Raw genomic sequence first — 20,455 nt, forward strand, 5'->3', positions numbered from 1 at the left:
TTCAGCGGTCCGGCACGGATGGCGTCGATATGGCCTGCAGCGTCGAGGACACTTCGCCGTCCGAGTAAATCGCGATGTCGCCGAGCGCGAGCATGCCGACGAGCTTCTTCTCGCTGTCCACGACAGGCATGCGGCGAATCTGCAACTGCTCCATGCGGCGCATCGCGTCTTCGATCTCGTCGTCCTCGAAGCACCATTCGACCGGCTCGCTCGCGACTTCCTGCACCGTGCACGACGACTCCTTTCCGGCCGACACCGCGCGCACGACGATATCGCGGTCCGTCACGACGCCCTTCACGCGTTCGCCGTCGCATACGGGCAGCGCGCCGACGTTCAGTTCGTCCATCAACTCGGCCGCGCGGCGAATGCTCTCGCCCGGCGCGATGCTCTGCACATCCCTTGTCATTACTTCGGCAACCTTCGTCATGGCTTCCTCCTCGAGATGTCGCCACGTTTGAACGCAGCAAACGCAGCATGCGGCGTGCCGTTGCCGCAAGGCGGTCGGCCTGCTGATTGCTAGCTGAGCCGCATCGGGTCAATGCGGAACACATAATGAAAATCGCACAGGTCGCACCGCTCTACGAGAGCGTCCCTCCTATCGCATATGGCGCCACGGAGCGCATCATTTCTTATCTGACAGAAGCGCTCGTCGCGCTCGGACACGAAGTCACGCTGTTCGCCACGCACGATTCGCACACGCGCGCGCGGCTGGTTTCGAGCGCACCGACTGCGCTCTGGCGCGACGAGCGCGTGTGGGACACGACGAGTCATCATCTGCGCCAGCTCGACGCGGTCATCCGCCGCTCCGCGCAATTCGACGTGATCCACTTTCACACCGAGCCGATTCATCTGCCGATGCAGCGCTTTCTCTCATGCCCGTCGGTCACGACGATGCACGGGCGCCTCTTGCCCGCCGATCACGGCCCGCTCTTCGAGACGTTCGCGGACGCTCCGCTCGTCTCCATCTCCGACAGCCAGCGCAACGGCGCGCCGCACGCGAACTGGCGCGCGACGGTGCATCACGGTCTCGCGTCCGGCGAGATGCGTTATTCGAACGCTCGCGGCGACTATCTGCTCTTCGTCGGCCGCGTGATGCCGGAAAAGCGCATCGACCGCGCCATCGAGATCGCGCGGCGCGCGGGGCTGCCGCTCAAGATCGCGGCGGCCGTCCATCCCGGCGAGCGCGCGTACTTCAAGGAAGAAATCTGGCCGCTTGTCACGGCTTCGCAATCGTTCGTGGAGTATCTCGGCGAAGTGGGCGGCGAAACGCGCCGCGCGCTCTTCGCGAACGCGCGTGCACTCGTTTTTCCGATCGACTGGGAAGAGCCGTTCGGCCTCGTGATGATCGAAGCGATGGCCTCCGGCACGCCGGTGATCGCGTTCCGGCGCGGCGCGGTGCCCGAAGTCGTCGAGCATGGCGTGAACGGCTTTATCGTCGATGACGTCGATCAGGCCGTGGATGCCGTGCGCGCGCTGGGCGAGATCGACCCCGCGCGCTGCCGCCAGAGCTTCGAGAAGCGCTTTTCCGCCGAACGCATGGCGCGCGATTACCTCGCGGTCTATCGCGATCTCATCGACGAGCGCGCGGCGGCGAAGGCATTCATCGCCGCAGCCGACACCGACGACGCGCTCCAGGCATAACGAATGCAAACACGGATGGCCATGCGTATCGCTCAAGTTTCCACTCTTTACGAAAGCGTTCCGCCGCGGCGTTACGGCGGCATCGAGCGGATCGTGTCGTATCTCAGCGAGGAACTCGTGAGGCTCGGCCACGACGTCACGCTCTTCGCAAGCGCGGACTCGCGCACGAGCGCGAAGCTCGTCGCGGGCAGCGACTGCGCGGTGCGGCTCGTCGAAGATACCGCCGACCCGCAGGCCTTTCACTTCGCGATGCTCGAAGATGTCGTGGCCGCGTCGGAAGACTTCGACATCGTCCACTTTCATACGGACTACCAGAGCTTTCCGTTCGCGCGCCGCATGCAGTGCGCGCATGTGACGACGCTGCACTGGCGGCTCGACGTCCCCGGTCTCGAACCGATGTATCGCCGTTTCGCGGACATTCCGCTCGTCTCCATTTCGAACGCGCAGCGCGCGCCGCTGCCGTGGCTCGCGTGGGCGGGCACCGTGCATCACGGCCTGCCGGAGACGCTCTATCCGTTTCATGAGCGCGCGGGCGGTCATCTGGCGTTCGTCGGCAGAATTGCGCCCGCGAAGGGCCCGGACGCGGCCATCCGCATCGCGCGCCGCGCGAACGTGCCGCTGAGAATCGCCGCGAAGGTCGATGAAGCAGACCGCCCGTATTTCGACAGCGCGGTCGCGCCGCTCGTTCAGGCGCCGCTCGTCGAATTCGTCGGCGAACAGGACGATGCCGGCAAGCGCCGGCTGCTCGGCAATGCGCGCGCGCTGCTTTTTCCGATCGACTGGCCCGAGCCGTTCGGCCTCGTCATGATCGAGGCGCTCGCGTGCGGCACGCCCGTCATCGCGTTCGGGCGCGGCTCGGTGCCGGAGATCATCGAGGACGGCGTGAACGGCTTCGTCGTGCGCGACGAAGACGAAGCGGTGCAGGCCGTCGCGCGTCTCGGCGAGATCGACCGCCGGCGCTGCCGCGAGACGTTCGAGCGCCGCTTCACCGCCGAGCGCATGGCGCGCGATTACGTGGACGTATATCGGCGCGTGATCGAAACGCGCGATGCCCGCGATGCCCGCGATGCCCGCGCGTCGGACTGTGAGCCGTCGCCGTCGCTCGTCACGCAAGATCCCTAACGGAGGAACCACCGTATGCGATGCATGGTGCTTGCAAGCGACTACGACGGCACGCTCGCCGATGCGGGGCGCGTCGCCGAATCCACATGGGAAGCGGTGGACCGGCTGCGCGCGTCGGGACGACACCTCGTCCTCGTGACGGGGCGCGAACTCGACGATCTCCTGAGCCTGTGCGACCGCGTGGACCGCTTCACGCTGATCGTCGCGGAAAACGGCGGCGTGATCTATTCGCCCGCCACGCGCGAGCGCACGCTGCTCGCGCCGCCGCCGCCGCCCGAATTCGTCGAGGCGATGAGAAAGAGCGGCGTGAAGCATCTCGGCGTGAGCCAGACCATCGTCGCGACGGTGAAGCCTTACGACGAACAGGCGCACGCCGCCATCCGCGATCTCGGCCTCGACCTGCATGTCGTCTATAACGGCGACGCGGTGATGATCCTGCCGCCCGGCATGAGCAAGGCAAGCGGCCTGCTCACGGCGCTCGAACAACTGTCGCTGTCGCCGCGCAACGCGGTCGGCGTCGGCGATGCGCAGAACGACCACCCGCTTCTCGATGCCTGCGAGATTTCGGCGGCCGTCGGCAACGCGATCGATGCGTTGAAGGCGCACGCCGACATCGTGCTCGATGGCGAATGCGGCGCGGGCGTCGCGCAACTCATCGACGCGATGCTCGATGACGATCTCGCCCACGTCAGCGAACGGCTCACGCGGCGCAATCTGCTGCTCGGCCAGCGCGTCGGCGGGGATCAAGAGGAAGCGGAACAGCAAGTGGAAGAAACGCTCGCGCCGCAAAACACCGTCGCGCTCGTCGCGGGGCAATCGGGCGGCGGCAAGTCCACGCTCATCACCGGGCTGATGGAGCGGCTCGTGGCATCGGGCTATCAGTTCTGCGCGCTCGATCCCGAAGGCGACTTCGATACCTTCGAAGACGCGCTGCCCGTCGGTGACGCGCAGACCGCGCCGAAGGCCGACGATGTCGCGCGGCTCGTGCATCAGCCGAGCCAGTCGGTGCTCGTGAACATGATGCGCGTCACGTTCGCGGACCGTCCCGCGCACTGCGCCGCCGTGCTCGCCCAGATGCAGAAATCGCGCGCGCTCACCGGCCGCCCGCACTGGATGATCTTCGACGAGGCGCATCACTTCTTTCCGTCGAGCATCAATCCCGCCGACGAAGTGCTGCCCGATCAGCTCGCGCCCGCGCTCTTTGTGACCGTGCATCCCGAGCAGCTTTCGTCGCGGCTGCTCGAGCGCGTCACGGTATTCATCGGCGCGGGGCCGGGCGCGGAGATTTCGCTTAAGGAATTCGCGCGCGCCGCGCGCATCGAGCCGCCCGCCGACATGCCCGGCGACATCAAGACCGGCGAGGCGCTCGTCTGGCGACGCAAGCCCGGCGACGACGGCTGGAGCGCGCCGTGCGTCGTGCGCGTCGAGCCTGCCAAAACGCAGCGTCGCCGGCATGTGCGCAAGTACGCGGAAGGCATGCTGATTCCCGAGCGCAGCTTTTACTTTCGCGGGCCAGAAGACAAGCTGAATCTGCGTGCGCACAATCTCGTGCTCTTCCTCGAACTCGCCGAAGGCGTCGATGAGGAGACCTGGCTTTTCCATCTGCGGCGTGGCGACTATTCGACGTGGTTTCGCGATGTCATCGGCGATGACGCGCTCGCCGACGAAGCGCGGGCCGCCGAAGCCAACGAGGGCCTTTCGGCGAAGGAAAGCATCGAAGCCATCAGAAAGGCCGTCGAGGAGCGCTATACGCAGCCCGAAAACCCCGTCGTGCCGAACATCCTTGCCCCAGGTTCCAAGGACGGCGGTGGCACGTCGTCTGCTTCCGACGACTGAGTCAACCGAGCCATCGACAACCGGCACGACAATGCCCGGCGACGCCATACGCGCGTTGTCGAGCATCGCCGCGCCCTCTTCCAGTCCACGATGCGCGCGCTCTCTCGCGTAGCGCCTGCGTCGTGTCAAGCCGTACCGCGTCAAAAGCTGAGGTGCTGAATGAATACGAATGCTCCGCCCGCGCGATCGCCTGTCGTCGCGCCATCGCCTGTCGTGAAATGGATCACCGTCGTGTTTCTCGCGTTATCGGGCCTCTATCTCGGCGCTGTCGGCGTCTGGCTCGTCGCGATCGGCGGATCGCCCTATTACGTGATCGCCGGCATCGTCATGCTGGCGATCGCGTGGCTCATGTGGCGACGCAATACGCTCGCGCTCATGCTCTACGCGCTGCTGCTTCTCGGCACGCTGATATGGGCCGTGGTCGAGGCGGGCTTCGACTTCTGGGCGCTCGCGCCGCGTCTCGATGTGCTCGTCATCGTCGGCATCTGGCTGTTGCTGCCGTTCACGTATCGGCTCTATGCCGGGCGGGTGAAAAGCGGCGCGTTCGCGCTCGTCGTCGCGCTCGTGCTCACGGGCATCGCGTTGGTGTATGCGGCGTTCAACGATCCGCAGGAAGTGAACGGCACGGTCTCCGCGCAGGCATCGGGCGCGCCCGCAGCGCCCGCCGCGACGTCCGGACGCCCCGGCGACTGGCTCGCCTACGGCAATTCGCAGCGCGGCACACGGTATTCGCCGCTGACCGAGATCAACGACAAGAACGTGGGCGATCTGAAGCAAGCGTGGTCCTTCCGCACGGGCGACATGAAAGGCCCGAACGATCCGCTCGAAATCACCGATGAAGTCACGCCGATCGCCGTCGACGGCACGCTTTTCTTCTGCACGCCGCACCAGAACGCCATTGCGCTCGACGGCGCGACCGGCAAGGAGAAATGGCGCTTCAATCCCGAACTCAAGCCCGACCCGAGCTTTCAGCACGTGACCTGCCGCGGCGTCTCCTACTACGAGACGCCGGCCGCCGCTCAAGCGCGTCAGACGAAGAGCACCGCCGCGCTGCCGATGTGCTCGCGCCGCGTGATCCTTCCGGTGAACGACGGCCGCCTTTTCGAACTCGACGCCGCGACCGGCCAGCGCTGCCCCGGCTTCGCCGCGAACGGTCTGCTCGATTTGCAGCACCTTCAGCCGGTGAAAACGCCCGGTCAGTACGAACCGACTTCGCCGCCGATCATCACGTCGAAGGTGATCGTCATGGCGGGTTCCGTCACCGACAACTACGGCACGCGCGAGCCGTCGGGCGTGATTCGCGGCTTCGATGTCGACACCGGCAAGCTGCTCTGGGCCTTCGATCCGGGTGCGCGCAATCCGAACGCGATCCCCGATGACCAGCACAGCTACACGATGAATTCGCCGAACTCGTGGGCGCCCGCCGCTTACGACGCGCAACTCGATCTCGTCTATCTGCCGATGGGCGTATCGACGCCGGACATCTGGGGCGGCAACCGCACGCCGGAAGAAGAGCGTTACGCGAGCGGCCTGCTCGCGCTCAACGCATCGACAGGCAAGCTCGCGTGGTTCTACCAGACCGTGCACCACGACCTGTGGGATATGGACCTGCCCGCGCAGCCGACCATCGCGGATATCAAGGACGCGAACGGCAACATCGTTCCCGCGATCTACGCGCCCGCGAAGACCGGCAACATCTTCGTGCTCGACCGGCGCACCGGCAAGCCGATCGTGCCCGCGCCCGAGCAGCCCGTGCCGCAGGGCGCGGCGCAGGGCGATCGCCTGTCGCCGACGCAGCCGTTCTCGCAGCTCACCTACCGGCCGCAGAAGAACCTGACCGGCGCGGACATGTGGGGCGCGACGATGTACGACCAGCTCGCCTGCCGCATCATCTTCCATCGCCTGCGCTACGAAGGGCCGTTCACGCCGCCGTCGGAGCAAGGCACGCTCGTGTTCCCGGGCAATCTAGGCATGTTCGAATGGGGCGGCCTCGCGGTCGATACGGACCGCAGCATCGCGATTGCGAATCCGATCGCGCTGCCGTTCGTCTCGAAGCTGATTCCGCGCGGCCCGAACAACCCGATCGAGCCGCCGCAGGCGGGACAAGCCGGCACCGGCGCGGAAACCGGCATTCAGCCGCAGTACGGCGTGCCGTTCGGCGTGACGCTCAATCCGTTCCTCTCGCCGCTGCGTCTGCCGTGCAAGGAACCGGCGTGGGGCTATGTGTCGGCGCTCGATCTGCAGACGAACAAGGTGATCTGGAAGAAGCGCATCGGCACGACCCGCGATTCTTCGCCGATTCCGCTTCCGTTCAAGATGGGCATGCCGATGCTCGGCGGCCCGATGACGACGGCGGGCCACGTGTTCTTCATCGGCGCGACGTCGGACGATTATCTGCGCGCGTTCAGCACCGATAACGGCGACGAGTTGTGGCATGCGCGTCTGCCTGCGGGCGGCCAGGCCACGCCGATGACCTACGAGGCGAACGGCAAGCAGTACGTGCTGATCGCTGCGGGCGGCCACGGCTCGTTCCTCACGAAGCTCGGCGATTACGTGGTCGCCTACGCGTTGCCCGACAAGCACTGAAGCGGCGTCGTCGGCATAGCCATTGCTGTCCTCCTGTCTACGCATAACGGAGGGCGGCAATGAGCAAGCGTGAAGTGCCGGGCGTAGGCCCGTATGGTGGACCGGCGGGTGGATGGGGCGCATTGCAGGCAGTCGCGCGGGCGCTCAAGCAGCAGATGGGCGTCGCGCGCGAAGCGACGATGCTTCTCAAGGTGAATCAGCCTGCCGGCTTCGATTGTCCCGGCTGCGCGTGGCCGGACCCGCGCAGCACGTCGTCCTTCGAATTCTGCGAGAACGGCGCGAAGGCCGTCTCGTGGGAAGCGACGACCAAGCGCACCACGCCCGAGTTCTTCGCGCGCCATAGCGTGAGCGAGCTTTGGGGATGGAGCGACTTCGCGCTGGAGGACGAAGGACGCCTCACGCATCCGATGCGCTACGACGCGGCATCGGACCGTTACGTGCCGATATCGTGGGACGAAGCGTTCCAGCGCATCGGCGAAGCGCTGCGCGCGCTGCCCGATCCGAACATGGCGGAGTTCTATACATCGGGGCGGGCATCGAACGAGGCGGCGTTTCTTTATCAACTGTTCGCGCGGCGCTTCGGCACCAACAATTTCCCCGACTGCTCGAACATGTGTCATGAGCCGACGAGCGTCGGACTGCCCGAGTCCATCGGCGTCGGCAAGGGCACCGTGACGCTCGCCGACTTCGATCATTGCGATGCCATCTTCTGCATCGGACACAATCCCGGCACGAACCATCCGCGCATGCTCGCGACACTGCGCGAGGCCGCGCGGCGCGGGGCGAAGATCGTCGTGCTCAATCCGCTGCGCGAACGCGGGCTCGAACGCTTCGCTTCGCCGCAAGACCCCGTCGAAATGGTGACGGGCCGCTCGACCGCCATCGCGACGGATTACGTTCAGGTCAGGATCGGCGGTGACGTCGCGTTCATCAAGGGCATGATGAAGACCGTGCTCGCGCTCGACCGCGCGAGCCGCGCGCAAGGCGGCGAAGGCGTGCTCGACCGCGCGTTCATCGACGCGCATACGAGCGGCATCGAGGAACTCATCGCGGATGTCGATGCGACCTCGTGGAACGACATCGTTGCCGCGTCGGGCATCGAGCGCGCGGAGATCGAGAAGATCGGCAAGCTGTATGCGGATTCGAAGGCCGTGATTGCGTGCTACGGCATGGGCATCACGCAGCATCACAGCGGCACCGCGAACGTGCAGCAGATCATGAATCTGCTGCTTCTGCGCGGCAACATCGGACGCGACGGCGCGGGCATCTGCCCGCTGCGCGGCCATTCGAACGTGCAGGGCGACCGCACTGTCGGCATCACGGAAATTCCGCATCAGGAGATGCTCGATTCGATCCAGCGCGCGTTCGGTTTCGAGCCGCCCCGCGAGCATGGACACGGCGCGATTCACGCGATCGAAGCGATGCGCGATGGCCGCGCCAAGGCGTTGATCGCGCTCGGCGGCAATCTGCCGATCGCGATGTCGGACACGAAGGCATGCTACCAAGCGATGCGCAAGCTCGACCTCGCCGTGCATATCGCGACGAAGCTCAACCGCTCGCATCTGCTCGTCGCGAAGGAAACCATTCTGCTGCCGTGTCTCGGGCGCACCGAACTCGACGTGCAGGCGACCGGGCCGCAATCCGTGACCGTCGAAGATTCGATGTCGATGGTGCATGCGTCGCGCGGATCGTTGCCGCCCGCCTCCGAGCATCTGCGCTCGGAGCCGGCCATCGTCGCGGGACTCGCGAAGGCCACGCTCGACGATCCTTCGCTCGACTGGGACGGCTGGATCGCCGATTACAACCGCATCCGCGATCTCATCGAGAAAGTGTTCCCGCAGTTCGAGAAGTACAACGAGCGCATTCAGGATCCGGGCGGCTTCAGGCTCTTCAACGCGGCCGCCGCGCGCCGCTGGGACACGCCGGGCGGCCGCGCGCGCTTCATCGCGCACAAGGGCGTGATGATGGACCCGCGCGTGGACCGCAGCGACGCGCTGATTCTCGCGACCATCCGCAGCCACGATCAGTACAACACGACGATCTACGGCTTCAACGACCGTTATCGCGGCATCACCGGGCGGCGCGACGTGGTGTTCGTGAACGAGCGCGACCTGGAGGCGCGCGGGCTCCAGCACGGCGACATCGTGGATCTGGAGACGATCGAAAGCACGGTGAGCGTGGGCGGCTCGCGGCGTTTTTGCGGCCTGACGGCGGTGGCGTTCGACATCGCGCCGGGGTCCATCGCCGCTTACTATCCCGAGGCGAATTGCCTCGTCTCGCTCGCGGACAACGATCCGCGCAGCGGCACGCCGTCGTACAAGTCGATTCCGGTGCTGCTGTCACTGAGTCAGGGCGACTGTCAGGTCGGCGGCGACGCACAAACGTGGCAGCACGGCGACGTGCCGAACGACAAGACCGGCGCGGCAGTGGCGGCCAGCGAGCCGGAGCATCGGCGGAAAACGGGAACACCCCTCTGAGGGAATGCAAGGGCGGGTGCGGTCGGCCCGCCCATTTTGCTTGGATCATGCCTTCAGCGACCGGTGATGCCGCGCATCCGTCCTGCGCGATCCCTTCGTGAAAACGAAGAGGCTTGCGCCAGCGGCGGCGATCGCGAGGCGCACCGGAGTGGCCTTGAGCGTATCGACGCCCTTCGCGACCGCGCTCGCCCACGCCGACGACGGATTCGTCGCCGGGCGCGTGACCGTCGGCGCTGCAATCACGATGCGCTCGACCGGTTCCACAGCTTCCACATGTTCGACGCTCGCCGCAGCGGGCGCGTTGCTGGCGCGGGCCGTCGCGGGCGTCGGCATCATCGGCGCATCGGCGGCTTTTGCGTCGGCCTGCGGCCCGGCCTTCCCTTCGCGCGCCTCGACGCGCGTCGCGGCGGCTTCGGCGCCGAGCAGCAGCACGGCGGCGGCGAAGTAGAGCCACATCAGGAGCACGGCGAGCGAACCGGCCGCGCCGAACGCGTTGGCCGTTCCCGCATGCGTAAGATAAAGCGCGAACAGCTTCTTGCCGACCGAGAACAGGACCGCGGAAATGATGCCGCCGACGAGCGCATCGCGCCAGCCGACGGGGCCATCGGGCAGATACTTCAGCAGCGCGGCGAAGGCGCAGGACAGAATGACGAGCCCGAGCACGAACTGCACGATATCGCCGATGATGACGAGCGGCGAATCGCCGAAGACCCATTTGCCGGCCGCTTGCACGGCGGTGTCCAGCACGAGCGACACGATGAGCAGGAACGCCACGCCCATCACGAGGCTGAAGGAAATGAGGCGCACCTTGACCATCGTGGCGACCCCGGACTTCGCCTCCTTGTCCTTGGGCCAGATGACGGAGAGCGCCGTATTGAGCGACGAAAACGTGGCCGATGCGCCGACCGCCAGCAGCACGAACGAAATGATCGCCGCGATGCCGCCCCCGCCGCTGCGATGCGCGTGCTCGACGATCGCCTGCACGCTCGCCGCCGCGTCCTTGCCGAGCATGCCGCTGATCTGGCCGAAGAGTTGCCCGCGCGCGGCTTCCTGGCCGAAGACGAGGCCCGCGATGGCGATCACCATGACGAGCGTCGGCGCGAGCGAGAACGCCGAATAGAACGCGATGCTCGCGGCCATCGGCGCGGAGCGGTCGGCGCTGAAGCGTTTGAACGTGCGGACTGGCCACGCGATGGCGCGGCTCATCAGGGATTTGGAATCCCGCTCGGAAGTCTTGTCCATCGCTTTCTCCTTGGAAACGTGCTGAGTGCATCTAGCATCGCGAGTGCCAGGAGCGGCGATGGACGACGATGCGTGGATCAGCCGTCCGCGCCGGGCTTCCGAATGTCGGGCGTGCCGCGCACCGGGTTCTGGTCGGGCTGAAGGTCGGTGTTGTCGGGCAGCGTCTCCGGCGTGCGCGCGGGCGGCGTGCCGCTCGCGATGTCGGCTTGCGAAGGTTCGGGGTTCTGCGGTTGCGTCGGTTGGTCAGGCATCGGTTTCTCCTGGTGGGTGGCGTCCTGCACGCGCAAGCAATGAGTGTGCGCGGGCGTTTTCCAGGCGAGCGCCCATCGACTCGAATTACAACCTGCAGGCGATCCAGGTCTATCAGCTTTATGACGATCCGTCGGCGGGGAAGGCAACTACGGCCTCGTCATGAAACGGTGTACGCGGCGTTCAAGCGCTTCGTCGCGGCGCATCGGATCTACGTGCGCGACCGCGCGTTACCATACGTCCACCGATGCGGATGCCAGCCCGCGGCCGCACGATCGACAGGGATAAAAAGACGCGTGAGGCAAGCCGACGACAACCTCCATTCCTCCGACGATGCGTCCGCCCGGCGCACGCCGCGCGCAAGCCGCCACGCCGATGCGCGGATCGTGGCGCTGTCGCTATCGCTCGGGAGCGCCATCGCGCTCGGCTTCGCGCGATTCTCGTATGCGCTGCTCCTGCCGCCGATGAAGCAGGACCTCGCGTGGAACTTCGCGCAGGCCGGCGCGATGAACACCGCCAACGCGCTCGGGTATCTGCTCGGCGCGCTCGCCTTTGCGCGCCTTTCGCGGCACGCCGCGCCCCGCACGCTCTTTCTCTGGGGATGCATCGCCACCACGCTGCTGATGGCGTCGAGCGGCGCCGCGGTCGATACGGACGCGTTGCTCGCACTTCGCGTGGCCACCGGCGCAGGCAGCGCGCTCGTGTTCGTCAGCGGCGGCGTGCTGGCGGCTCGCCTCGCTTCGCTGTCGCCGAAGGAAGCGGGGTTCATCATCGGGCTGTATTACGGCGGCACGGGCTGGGGCATCGCGGTGTCGTCGGTTCTGGTTCCGCTCACGGTGCTGCCGGGCGCGCACGGCTGGCGATTTGCCTGGCTCGCGCTCGCCGCCGCGTGCGCCGCCTGCGCGATCGCCGCGGTGGCGGCGGCGTGGCGCATCGATCCCGGCGTTCAGCCGATGCCGCACGTTCACGCGCAAGGCGTCGCGCAGCCACCCATCGCCCGCCGGCGCTACGGCTTCGCGCTCGCGGGATACGCGTGCTTCGGCGTCGGCTATATCGGCTACATGACGTTCATCGTGGCGCTGCTGCGCAACGCGGGGTTGAGCGCGGCAGTCGTGAGCGGCTTCTACGTGCTGCTCGGCGTCGCGACGGTGGCATCGGCGCGTCTGTGGTCCGGACTGCTCGACCGCATGCGCGGTGGCCAGGCGCTTGCGTTGCTCAATGCGCTGCTCGTCGTGGCGACGCTCGTTCCGGCGGTGGTCGCGCATCCGCTCGCGGCGTTCGCATCCGGCGTGCTCTTCGGCGCGACGTTTCTTTCGGCGGTCGCGTCGACGACCGCGTTCGTCCGGCACAACCTTCCCGCGCCTCAATGGGGACGCGGCATCAACGCATTCACCATCGTGTTCGCGCTCGGGCAGATCGTCGGGCCGACCGTCATCGGGCGAATATCGGACAGCGCCGGCCTGACGCGCGGTCTCGTCTATTCGGCGGCGATGCTGGCGCTCGGCGCGGCGCTCGCGGCGTGTCAGAGACCGCTGGACGCGGCTCATTGAGCGTTCCGCTTCGTTCGGACAACCGAATGTCCGACGATGATCCAATGCGGGTGCGGTGGCCCGCGCTCAGACGTTCGGGCGAATCTTCTTCATCTTGATGAACACGTGCGAACAGAACGCGTCCGCAACGACGCGATTCACAGTCAGGATATTGTCCGCACTTAGGGATTCACGCGCGAGCCCCTGCTTCTCGATCAGGCGCTGCGGTATCAATTGCGTGACGAACGAGTGGCACAGATCCTTTCGAAGTTGTGCATCGGCTGCTTCGAAGAACTGCCGCCCTGCCCTGATTTCCTCGCTGAGCTTGGCCTTGGCCGAATCGTTCTGCGCCTGAATGGTCGCTTCGAGCTTTGCCTGGGCGGCATCGCGCTCGCGACGCGTTTTCTTGTCGTCTTCGAGCTGGCGCGCCTTGATCGCCGCCATCTTCCGGTCCGCGTCGCCGATGCGATAGTTGCCCTCCAGCGCCTTGAACAAATAGCCGCGCGGACTGACCGTCACCTTCCCTTCGTTCAGCTTGAAGCGCGTGTACTCGATCGCCTGCTCGAGCCGCTCGTCGGTCCACACGTCCCGATGCTTCGCGAGGCGCTCGAAATCGGGTGTATCGAATGCAAATTCGTTGTGAAGCAGCAGGTACATGGAATCCTGAATGCCGGCGCGAGCGGCGTCCGCGCCCTGCTTCTTGGTGAAGCGAAAACGCAGCTTGAGCTTGTCGCGGCCCACGCGGTCGGCGTTCGCTTCCCAACTGACGTCGAAATCCGACACTTCGTTGAGCTGGTCGATGGCGGGCTCGAGAAAGCGCTTCTTGAACTCCTTGACCTCTTTTCTGGACTCGCCGACCTTGCCCGGCCATTCGAGCACTTCTTCGAACGGGAACCATTCGGTTACGCCGTGCCCTTGGCACGGGATGAGCCGATCGTAGATGGCTCGCGCGAGCGAAAGCGAGAACGCGGTGGACGCGCGCAAGCTGAGCCAGTGCGCCTTGTAAGGGCTGATCAGATACTTGATGACGCGCCCGGAAAGCAGCACGCAGACAACGTTGCGTTCGATATAGCAGTCACCGAGCAGGCTTATCGTGCCCCACGAATCTTTCTCGGTCAGCTCCTCGATCGACGGCGCCGTCATGATTTCGACGCGCGCACGGGCCGCGGCGCGCATCTGCGCAATCAGGTGGCTGTGATTGCGGCTGTCGTAGCGCATCAGCCACTTGAAGTAATTGACGTCGGCGGTGAACGTGTAGACCTTGTCGTCGACGAGCTCATCGGGCGCCTTGGTCGCGACGATGAAGTAGGCCGCGTCCAGCACGCGACGCGCGGCGATGCCGAGGCCGCCCACGCGAGTGAAGATGTTGTTTCGAAGAAATCCGATGTCTCGCGTCGCCTCGCAGATGGCCGTGCCCTGCCCGGACATGTCTTCGTAGATGTCCAGCGCAAGCTGCTGAGGCGTGACAGTGAGATCTTGGTTTTCCATTCTTCGATTCGGCTCGGTCCCGGCACTCTAGCAGCCGAGCAAACCGTGTCAACACAAAAACCGCCCCCGACTTCGGCGACGCGTTCGCACAAAAACCGACCGTTCTTTCGAGAACCAAACCCAATTTCCACCCCACGACGCCCAAAAAGCGCCCCGGCTTACACAATTTGCGATCGCGGCTTCACAAAAACCGCCCCAGCCGTCACAAAAACCGCCCCTATCCACAGGCACTCGCGTTGATTAATAAGGAAAGCATGGGCGCTGTTAGTTTGTGAGGTGGTCAAGGTTTACAAAATAAACATAACTAACGCTTGGCGACGTTCAAAGATTCCCGGCACCTGTTCGGACCTAGACCATTGAATCGATATGACTTTTTGGGGCTCTCCCGGCTCCGCACAAAAAGCGCCTCGGGGCGGTTTTTGTGCGCGATGAATATCTTCGTTCCGTCGAGTGGTAGCGAGCGGTGTTTGGAAGCAGTGCCTGTGGCCGAGGTGTGCGACTAAGGAGCCGGAATCGGAGTCGCCGTGCTGAAATTGCGCCTGAAACTGCCAAATTTCGGCGCTCTGTAACTTTGTTTACGCGTATTCGTGTATTCTGCGCTTCAGCGTCAATACACGGAGAAAGCGCAGAATGGCCAACGTAGGCAGCCTACCAATGGAAGACCGGAAGGTCTCCCTTCGCGAAGTAGCCGAATTCGCGGATAACCTCGAACCCTTTTCGGACAATCTCCGCGAGCAGATTCTGGCGCCCCGCCCGCGCAAGACGGCCCCCATCTATACGATTAGCGAACTGGCAGAGATGTGCAATCTCACGCGTCAGCAGATTCAGTATCTGGTAACCAAAGGCGAAGGCGGCTTGCCCGCCGGCACGCTGAACGGTAACGGTCGCAGCCGGACGTTCACGCTACCCGAGGTTCGCATGTGGGTGAAGATGGCGTCCGATATCTATCAAACCCGTCTCGATGACGGCGCCGGCGAGTTTCGGGGCAAGGTCCTCACTACCGCCCAACTCAAGGGCGGGTCGGCGAAGACTACAACGACCGTCTGTCTCGCACAAGCGCTCACGCTGCTAGGGCGGAAGGTCCTCCTGATCGATCTGGATCCGCAGGCGTCGGCGTCGGAACTGTGTGGCTTGTACGCGGAAAAGGAGATATCCGGCGACGACACGGTGCTCCCGTATATCTACGATCAGAACATCGAGGGAGGACTCGGTGCCAGCGTGCAATCGACGTACTGGGACGGCCTCGACATCATTCCCGGCCACACGTTTCTCTATGGAGCGGAATTTCTACTGCCGGCGCGTCAGAAGACGATTCAGGGTTATCGCTTCTGGGCGGTGCTTCGGCAGGGTCTTGAGCCGCTGCGCGCGCAGTACGACTACATTCTGATCGATACGTCGCCCTCGCTGTCGTACATGAACCTGAACGCGCTGCTGGCGGCCGATGCGCTCGTCATGCCGATGATTCCCGAGAACCTCGACTTCATCAGTTCCCTGGCGTTCTGGCGCTTGTTCTCCGACGTCGCGGAAGACTTCCTTCCCTACGAGGAGGACAAGGTGTACGACTTCATCTCGATCCTGCTCTCGAAGGTGGATTACGGGAAGACGTCGTCGGCGCCGGTCGTTCGTCAGTGGGCGCAGAGTGCCTACGGTCGCTGGCTCGATCCATTCGAGATTCCCGCCAGTTCGGTCATGAGTGGCGGAGCGCTTTCGTTCTCGACGGCGCTCGATGTGGTTAGCACGCATTCGACGGCGAAATCGCTGCAGCGCGTGCGACAACCGATGATGCAGTACGCGAAGTGGCTCGACGACATGTTCGTGAAATCCTGGAGGGAGGCGGCATGAGCAATAACATTCGTGAACAACTCATGGCCAAGACGGCCAACCTGCCGAAGCCAGCGGATTTCAAAGGCGACGCGAAGAAGGACCGCACGGCGCGCGGTCCGCAGACGATGCCGGGCATTACAAGTGCGCTGGCTGCGGCTCAGCTACGGATTCAGGAACTCGAGTCGAAGGGCGTTGAAACCGATATTCGCATCGATGCGATCGTGCCGAACCCCTGGCAGCCGCGGCGTCAGTTCAACGAGAGCAAGCTATCAGAACTGGCCCGTTCAATCGATGAGGTCGGTCTGCTGCAGGCGGTGACGGTCCGACGGATCGGCGAGTCGTTTCAACTGGTCGCAGGTGAGCGCCGTCTGCGTGCTCACAAGCTCATTAACAAGGACACAATCCGGGCTGTCGTGATCGAGTGTTCCGATCAAGACATGGCGGCGCTTGCGTTGATGGAAAACGTCACGCGCGATGACTTGTCCGACTACGAGGTCGCGATTGCGATTCGCCGGGCGGAAGCGGAGTTTCCCAATCGGACCCGGCTTGCGGAGGCGATGGGAATCTCGCGGAGCGACCTGTATCGCTTCCTCGCGTTCGACGCGCTGCCAGACTTCGTCAAACGCGATCTTGATTTGACGCCATCGGTGCTCGGCGCTTCTTCAGCGCAGGATGTCGCGAACGCGCTCAAGAAGTCTGGCGATGCGGGACTTCGCGCGTTGCAGGAATTATGGCCGCAGGTCGTGTCGGGGGATCTTGTACAGACTAAATTGGCTGCGAGCTTGAATGCGCAAGTTAGCCGCGGCGCTCCCGCGACCGATGCCGGTGGTCGCAGTATTTTGAAGATTTTCGCTGGGAAGGTGCAGGCCGGGAGCATCACCAAGGACGTGAAGGGGCTTACGTTCAAGTTCAAGGCAGGGGTGGTTACGGAAGAACAAGAGAATCAGCTAAGGGAGCATATTGGGAAGATGTTCTCGATACGGTCTGAATGAGGGTGGCCCGCTTCGGCGGGTTTTTTTTGGCGTCGTGTCTCTGGCGGGCGGTAGCACTGTGGTGGTGGCATATCGGTGCGCTCGGCTAAACGTGAAGTGTCCGAATTCGGACACGTTGTGCCGCGGCGGATCGAAGCGCCGTTTCTACAGCCTGACTGTCCGAATTCGGACACTTGCTGGCTCCGGAGCGTCTTCCGCGGAGTGCCTTGTTTTCAACTGCCATGACCTCCGCATCGCGCACAAGACGTGCGGCCCATCCAGTCCAGCCGCGAGGTTTCGCCGATGAGAACGCAGTCCCCGCCGAAAGCCCCGCACGAAAGCCCCGCACGAAAGCCCCGCACGAAAGCTCCAGATGAAGGCTGCAGATGAAGGTTCCGCACTCACCTCAACCAGAACCCCGCCGAACCGTGGCGCTCATGACACCGGAGACCGGTTCTCCCGATCGTCGAGGTGCCTAGCGCTATCGATCCCTGCGTTGTCGGGGCGCGTGAGGAGCAGACGCAGGGCGCCGGAGTATCGGCGATGCTCTCTGTGCTGGATTGAGCTTCGGATCGATCAACTGTTAGAAACGATGCCGTCCACCATTTGTGGGCGAGTCGCTCGGGGAGAATCGCAACGGATAGCCCGCCGCTCGCACACGGCGCAAGCACCGCCCTTTGCGCAGAGAGCGACGACAAAGGGACGAAGCTCGCGGGGTGGCGTGCCGAGAGGCGTCGGCGGCTCGCGCCCGACTGCATCGACGAATAAGGGCAGGCCGCCAGTATGTCGAGGCGCAGGATGCGCTCGCAGTTTCCGTGAACGACTCTTCCGGTGACAACCAATGACCGTCCGAACTCGGACACTTTCGCATCGAGGCCTCCGACCTATGAAAGAAGGCCAAGCCTTTGGACGGCACTGGCCGGAAGCCGCGTGCTGATTCCCTAGAGCCGACGGCAACGCACGCGTTACGCGTATAAGTCAACGAACTGCGGCACTCGGCCAAGAAGCAACCTGCCTGCGTTCTTGCGTCATTCCTCGTCAACTCGTGGGAGTGGGCGCGGCGACTCAACAGTTCGCGACGACGCTATCCATTGCGCGCGGCGTTGTCGGAAGCAGCGTGGGTTGCACCCCGCGGCCAGTATCGGGCGCAGCCCACTCTGGAACGATGTCCAGACCCACACCGATTTGTAGTCGAGACCCAATAAGGACGTCGGCCTCTACGGAATGCGGTCGTCTGTAGGCCATTGACGATCGATGCCGGTCGGGGCAGCGATTGCGGCGCCGCAATGCCCGACGAATCGGTCAGCCGAGCAGCATCCGCAGAGATGCGACTCAGCGGGACGCGCTCGAAGCGCAAGCTCGCTGCGCCGCTGCAGCAGCAGCCGGCTTTGCGAAAAGGCGAAGGGCAGACGAAATCTGCGGTCAACCTCCGCGCGATGCGCCGTGAAACAACGTCCCCCGCACGGAGAGAGCGCCGAAGCCAGTGAAATCATAGACTTGCGTAAATTCAGCGTTTGTGTTTCACGCCGCCCACGCGGTGCAGACAGCGTTGCGGCAAGTAAAACGAACCGACAGACAAACCAGCGGGCTGCGCAGACTTCTAACGTATCGTCTGATACAGAATTTCCCTCATGGGAACGAACCAGATACCGTCAAGCCCTCTTCCGCTGCGCCCCTTGATAAGCCTCGCCTCCCTTGACCCGTTCCAACCGCTCGCTTGCAACAGTCAAAGCGGCGAGGCTCGCGCGCTTGAGTTGATGGTCATAAAGCGTCACGACTGCCGCGAGTTTCTCGAAGGCTTCCGCGCTAATCCGCCATGCGCCCGACCTGCCACCTTCATCGAACACGGCGGCCATTACTTGGTCGATCTCGAATAACGCTTCGTCGGGGAAGTCTCCGTGACCGGCGTCCGCGAGGAACTTCGTAAGCAACATGATCTCAGTGACCTGCTGCGCGGGGGCGATATCGGAGGAGCCGACGCGTAGAACTCCGAGCGACAAGTGGGCATGAAGCGCAAGTTCCTCAGCGACAGCGCGAGGGATCGGCAGCAGTTGCGCTTTGCTGGGACGGGCGCGGGTCCCTTGAAACGGACGGCGGAAGGGGATGGTGGGTGACATAAGGCTATCGTTGGTTAACCTGCCCACGTTAACGAACGTTTGCCCCGAATTCTGAAGCCCGCACCTCCGAAACCGTCGAATAGCCTCGCAACTAACGGTCGGTTCCGTCAGCATCATGAACTGAACAACACGTATCGGTCATCCAGCAGCAGTAAATAGCCACCAGAGACCTCCGCCGAACAGAGACAACAGACAACGACGCCCGATCCGAGCGACCGAACCAGCTAGCACCCAAACCATACACTTAGCTAACCTAATTAAACGACACCCACGGCGGGGGCGAACCTCGCCCCCGCGCCCCACCAGACTACATCCCCCGCACAGCCTCGAGCATCAGCCCAAAAAACTCCCCCGCATGCGCCGAATTAAGCCACCGCACGATCAGCGCAATCCGCGATTCCGGCTCGATCCACATAAACGAGCTTCCCGCGCCCACGCCGAAGTAGCTCGTTTCAGGCACGCTCGGAAACATCTTGCGCCCGGTATTGAGCCAGACGAGGTAGCCATAGAACGGAGCAAGAGGGCAGGGCGTGCGCATCCGCGCGATCCACTCCGCCGAAAGCACGCGCTTTCCGCCCGCGATTCCATCGTCGAGCAGCATCTGCGCGATCTTGAGCTGATCGTTCGCGCTGATCGACATCCCGCCACCCCAATGCGTGCCGCCGGGCACCGACTGCATCCGCTTCCCGTCGATCTCCGTCCATGCGTTGTCATAACCCGCCCACTTCCAGTCGTCGCTCAAACCGAGCGGACGCGCAATCGCAGCGCGAAAAACGTCCGGCAGCGGCTCGCGAAACAGATGAAGCAGCGCGAGCGAAAGCTGGTTGATGCGAACGTCGTTGTATTCCCAATAGGTGCCCGGCGTCTGCAGCGGACGAAGATCGCCCTTCTTGCCGTTGGGCGGCTCGCCGAACGTCACCGCGCGATAGTGATCCGCCTGATCCGACAGCCCGAAGCACTCGCCTTGCCACTCGCTCGTCTGCTGCAGAAGCTGCGTCCACGTGATCGGCGCGTTGTGCGGATCGTCGAAGCCGATGCCCGGCAAGCGCGCGCGCACCGCCTCGTCGGGATCGGGCAGCAAGCCGCGATCGTGCGCGACGCCCGCGAGCAGCGCGAGGTACGTCTTCGCGATGCTGAACGTCAGATCCGCGCGATCCGGCTCGCCCCACGTCGTCACCACGCGGCCATCGACGGCCAGCGCGCCGGACACCGGCCCGCGATCGTGCACCGGTCCGAGCAGCCGGTTCCACGGCGGCGGGTCGTTCACGTGCACGCCCCAGTTGCCGTGCACCTGCCGATCCCACGTCGATTCGTGCTCGACCGAAAAGCGGATCGCACGTTGCAATGCTTCATTCATGTGAAATCTTCCTGAT

14 protein-coding genes are annotated in these 20,455 nt (G+C 64.2%); 8 read left to right on the plus strand and 6 right to left on the minus strand.

Going from position 1 to position 20,455, the window contains the following annotated elements:
- Window position 1: 1 nt before the first annotated feature.
- Window positions 2-427 (minus strand): CBS domain-containing protein, encoded by a 426-nt coding sequence (locus LDZ27_RS25795; RefSeq protein WP_244818118.1) that lies wholly within the window; start codon window positions 425-427, stop codon window positions 2-4.
- 125 nt (window positions 428-552) lie between these two features.
- Between LDZ27_RS25795 and LDZ27_RS25800 the strand changes: the two genes are divergently transcribed.
- The 5 genes from LDZ27_RS25800 (at window position 553) to LDZ27_RS25820 (ending at window position 9,662) form a co-directional block, all read left to right on the plus strand.
- Entirely contained in the window at window positions 553-1,641 is a 1,089-nt protein-coding gene (locus LDZ27_RS25800) for a glycosyltransferase family 4 protein (RefSeq protein ID WP_244818119.1), read from the plus strand.
- A 21-nt stretch (window positions 1,642-1,662) separates the two neighbouring features.
- A complete protein-coding gene (locus tag LDZ27_RS25805) occupies window positions 1,663-2,763 on the plus strand; it encodes a glycosyltransferase family 4 protein (RefSeq protein ID WP_244818120.1) in 1,101 nt (366 codons plus the stop codon).
- A gap of 15 nt (window positions 2,764-2,778) precedes the next feature.
- Window positions 2,779-4,599, plus strand: a complete 1,821-nt coding sequence (locus LDZ27_RS25810) for an HAD family hydrolase (RefSeq protein WP_244818121.1) — start codon at window positions 2,779-2,781, stop codon at window positions 4,597-4,599.
- A gap of 159 nt (window positions 4,600-4,758) precedes the next feature.
- A complete protein-coding gene (locus LDZ27_RS25815) occupies window positions 4,759-7,185 on the plus strand; it encodes a glucose/quinate/shikimate family membrane-bound PQQ-dependent dehydrogenase (RefSeq protein WP_244818122.1) in 2,427 nt (808 codons plus the stop codon).
- Window positions 7,186-7,244: 59 nt separating this feature from the next.
- A complete protein-coding gene (locus tag LDZ27_RS25820) occupies window positions 7,245-9,662 on the plus strand; it encodes an FdhF/YdeP family oxidoreductase (protein ID WP_244818123.1) in 2,418 nt (805 codons plus the stop codon).
- 45 nt (window positions 9,663-9,707) lie between these two features.
- Here LDZ27_RS25820 and LDZ27_RS25825 read toward each other — a convergent pair whose 3' ends face one another.
- Both LDZ27_RS25825 and LDZ27_RS25830 read right to left on the minus strand, forming a co-directional pair.
- Window positions 9,708-10,904: a YihY/virulence factor BrkB family protein gene (locus LDZ27_RS25825; protein WP_370653488.1), complete on the minus strand. Its 1,197-nt coding sequence runs from the start codon at window positions 10,902-10,904 to the stop codon at window positions 9,708-9,710.
- 77 nt (window positions 10,905-10,981) lie between these two features.
- A complete protein-coding gene (locus LDZ27_RS25830) occupies window positions 10,982-11,155 on the minus strand; it encodes a hypothetical protein (RefSeq protein ID WP_244818124.1) in 174 nt (57 codons plus the stop codon).
- Between the two features lie 294 nt (window positions 11,156-11,449).
- On the opposite strand from LDZ27_RS25830, the gene LDZ27_RS25835 reads away from it, so the two are divergent.
- Window positions 11,450-12,703: a YbfB/YjiJ family MFS transporter gene (locus LDZ27_RS25835; RefSeq protein WP_370653489.1), complete on the plus strand. Its 1,254-nt coding sequence runs from the start codon at window positions 11,450-11,452 to the stop codon at window positions 12,701-12,703.
- Window positions 12,704-12,769: 66 nt separating this feature from the next.
- Here the strand turns inward: LDZ27_RS25835 and LDZ27_RS25840 are convergent, their stop codons facing one another.
- On the minus strand, window positions 12,770-14,170 hold the full coding sequence (locus LDZ27_RS25840; protein ID WP_244818125.1) for a replication initiation protein: 1,401 nt from the start codon (window positions 14,168-14,170) through the stop codon (window positions 12,770-12,772).
- Between the two features lie 630 nt (window positions 14,171-14,800).
- Between LDZ27_RS25840 and LDZ27_RS25845 the strand changes: the two genes are divergently transcribed.
- Window positions 14,801-16,012 carry a ParA family protein gene (locus tag LDZ27_RS25845; RefSeq protein ID WP_244818126.1) on the plus strand — a complete coding sequence of 404 codons (1,212 nt, stop codon included), beginning with the start codon at window positions 14,801-14,803 and terminating at the stop codon, window positions 16,010-16,012.
- Complete coding sequence (locus tag LDZ27_RS25850; protein WP_244818127.1) at window positions 16,009-16,986, plus strand: ParB/RepB/Spo0J family partition protein; 978 nt, start codon at window positions 16,009-16,011, stop codon at window positions 16,984-16,986. Before LDZ27_RS25845 ends, LDZ27_RS25850 begins: the two co-directional genes overlap by 4 nt.
- Before the next feature lie 1,631 nt (window positions 16,987-18,617).
- Here LDZ27_RS25850 and LDZ27_RS25855 read toward each other — a convergent pair.
- Together LDZ27_RS25855 and LDZ27_RS25860 are read right to left on the minus strand one after the other, a co-directional pair.
- Window positions 18,618-19,082, minus strand: a complete 465-nt coding sequence (locus LDZ27_RS25855) for a hypothetical protein (protein ID WP_244818128.1) — start codon at window positions 19,080-19,082, stop codon at window positions 18,618-18,620.
- A gap of 307 nt (window positions 19,083-19,389) precedes the next feature.
- The gene (locus tag LDZ27_RS25860; RefSeq protein WP_244818129.1) at window positions 19,390-20,439 is read right to left on the minus strand and encodes a serine hydrolase; all 1,050 of its coding nucleotides are present in this window, start codon (window positions 20,437-20,439) and stop codon (window positions 19,390-19,392) included.
- Between the last annotated feature and the right edge of the window lie 16 nt (window positions 20,440-20,455).

The organism is Caballeronia sp. Lep1P3 (assembly GCF_022879595.1).
GTDB lineage: Bacteria > Pseudomonadota > Gammaproteobacteria > Burkholderiales > Burkholderiaceae > Caballeronia.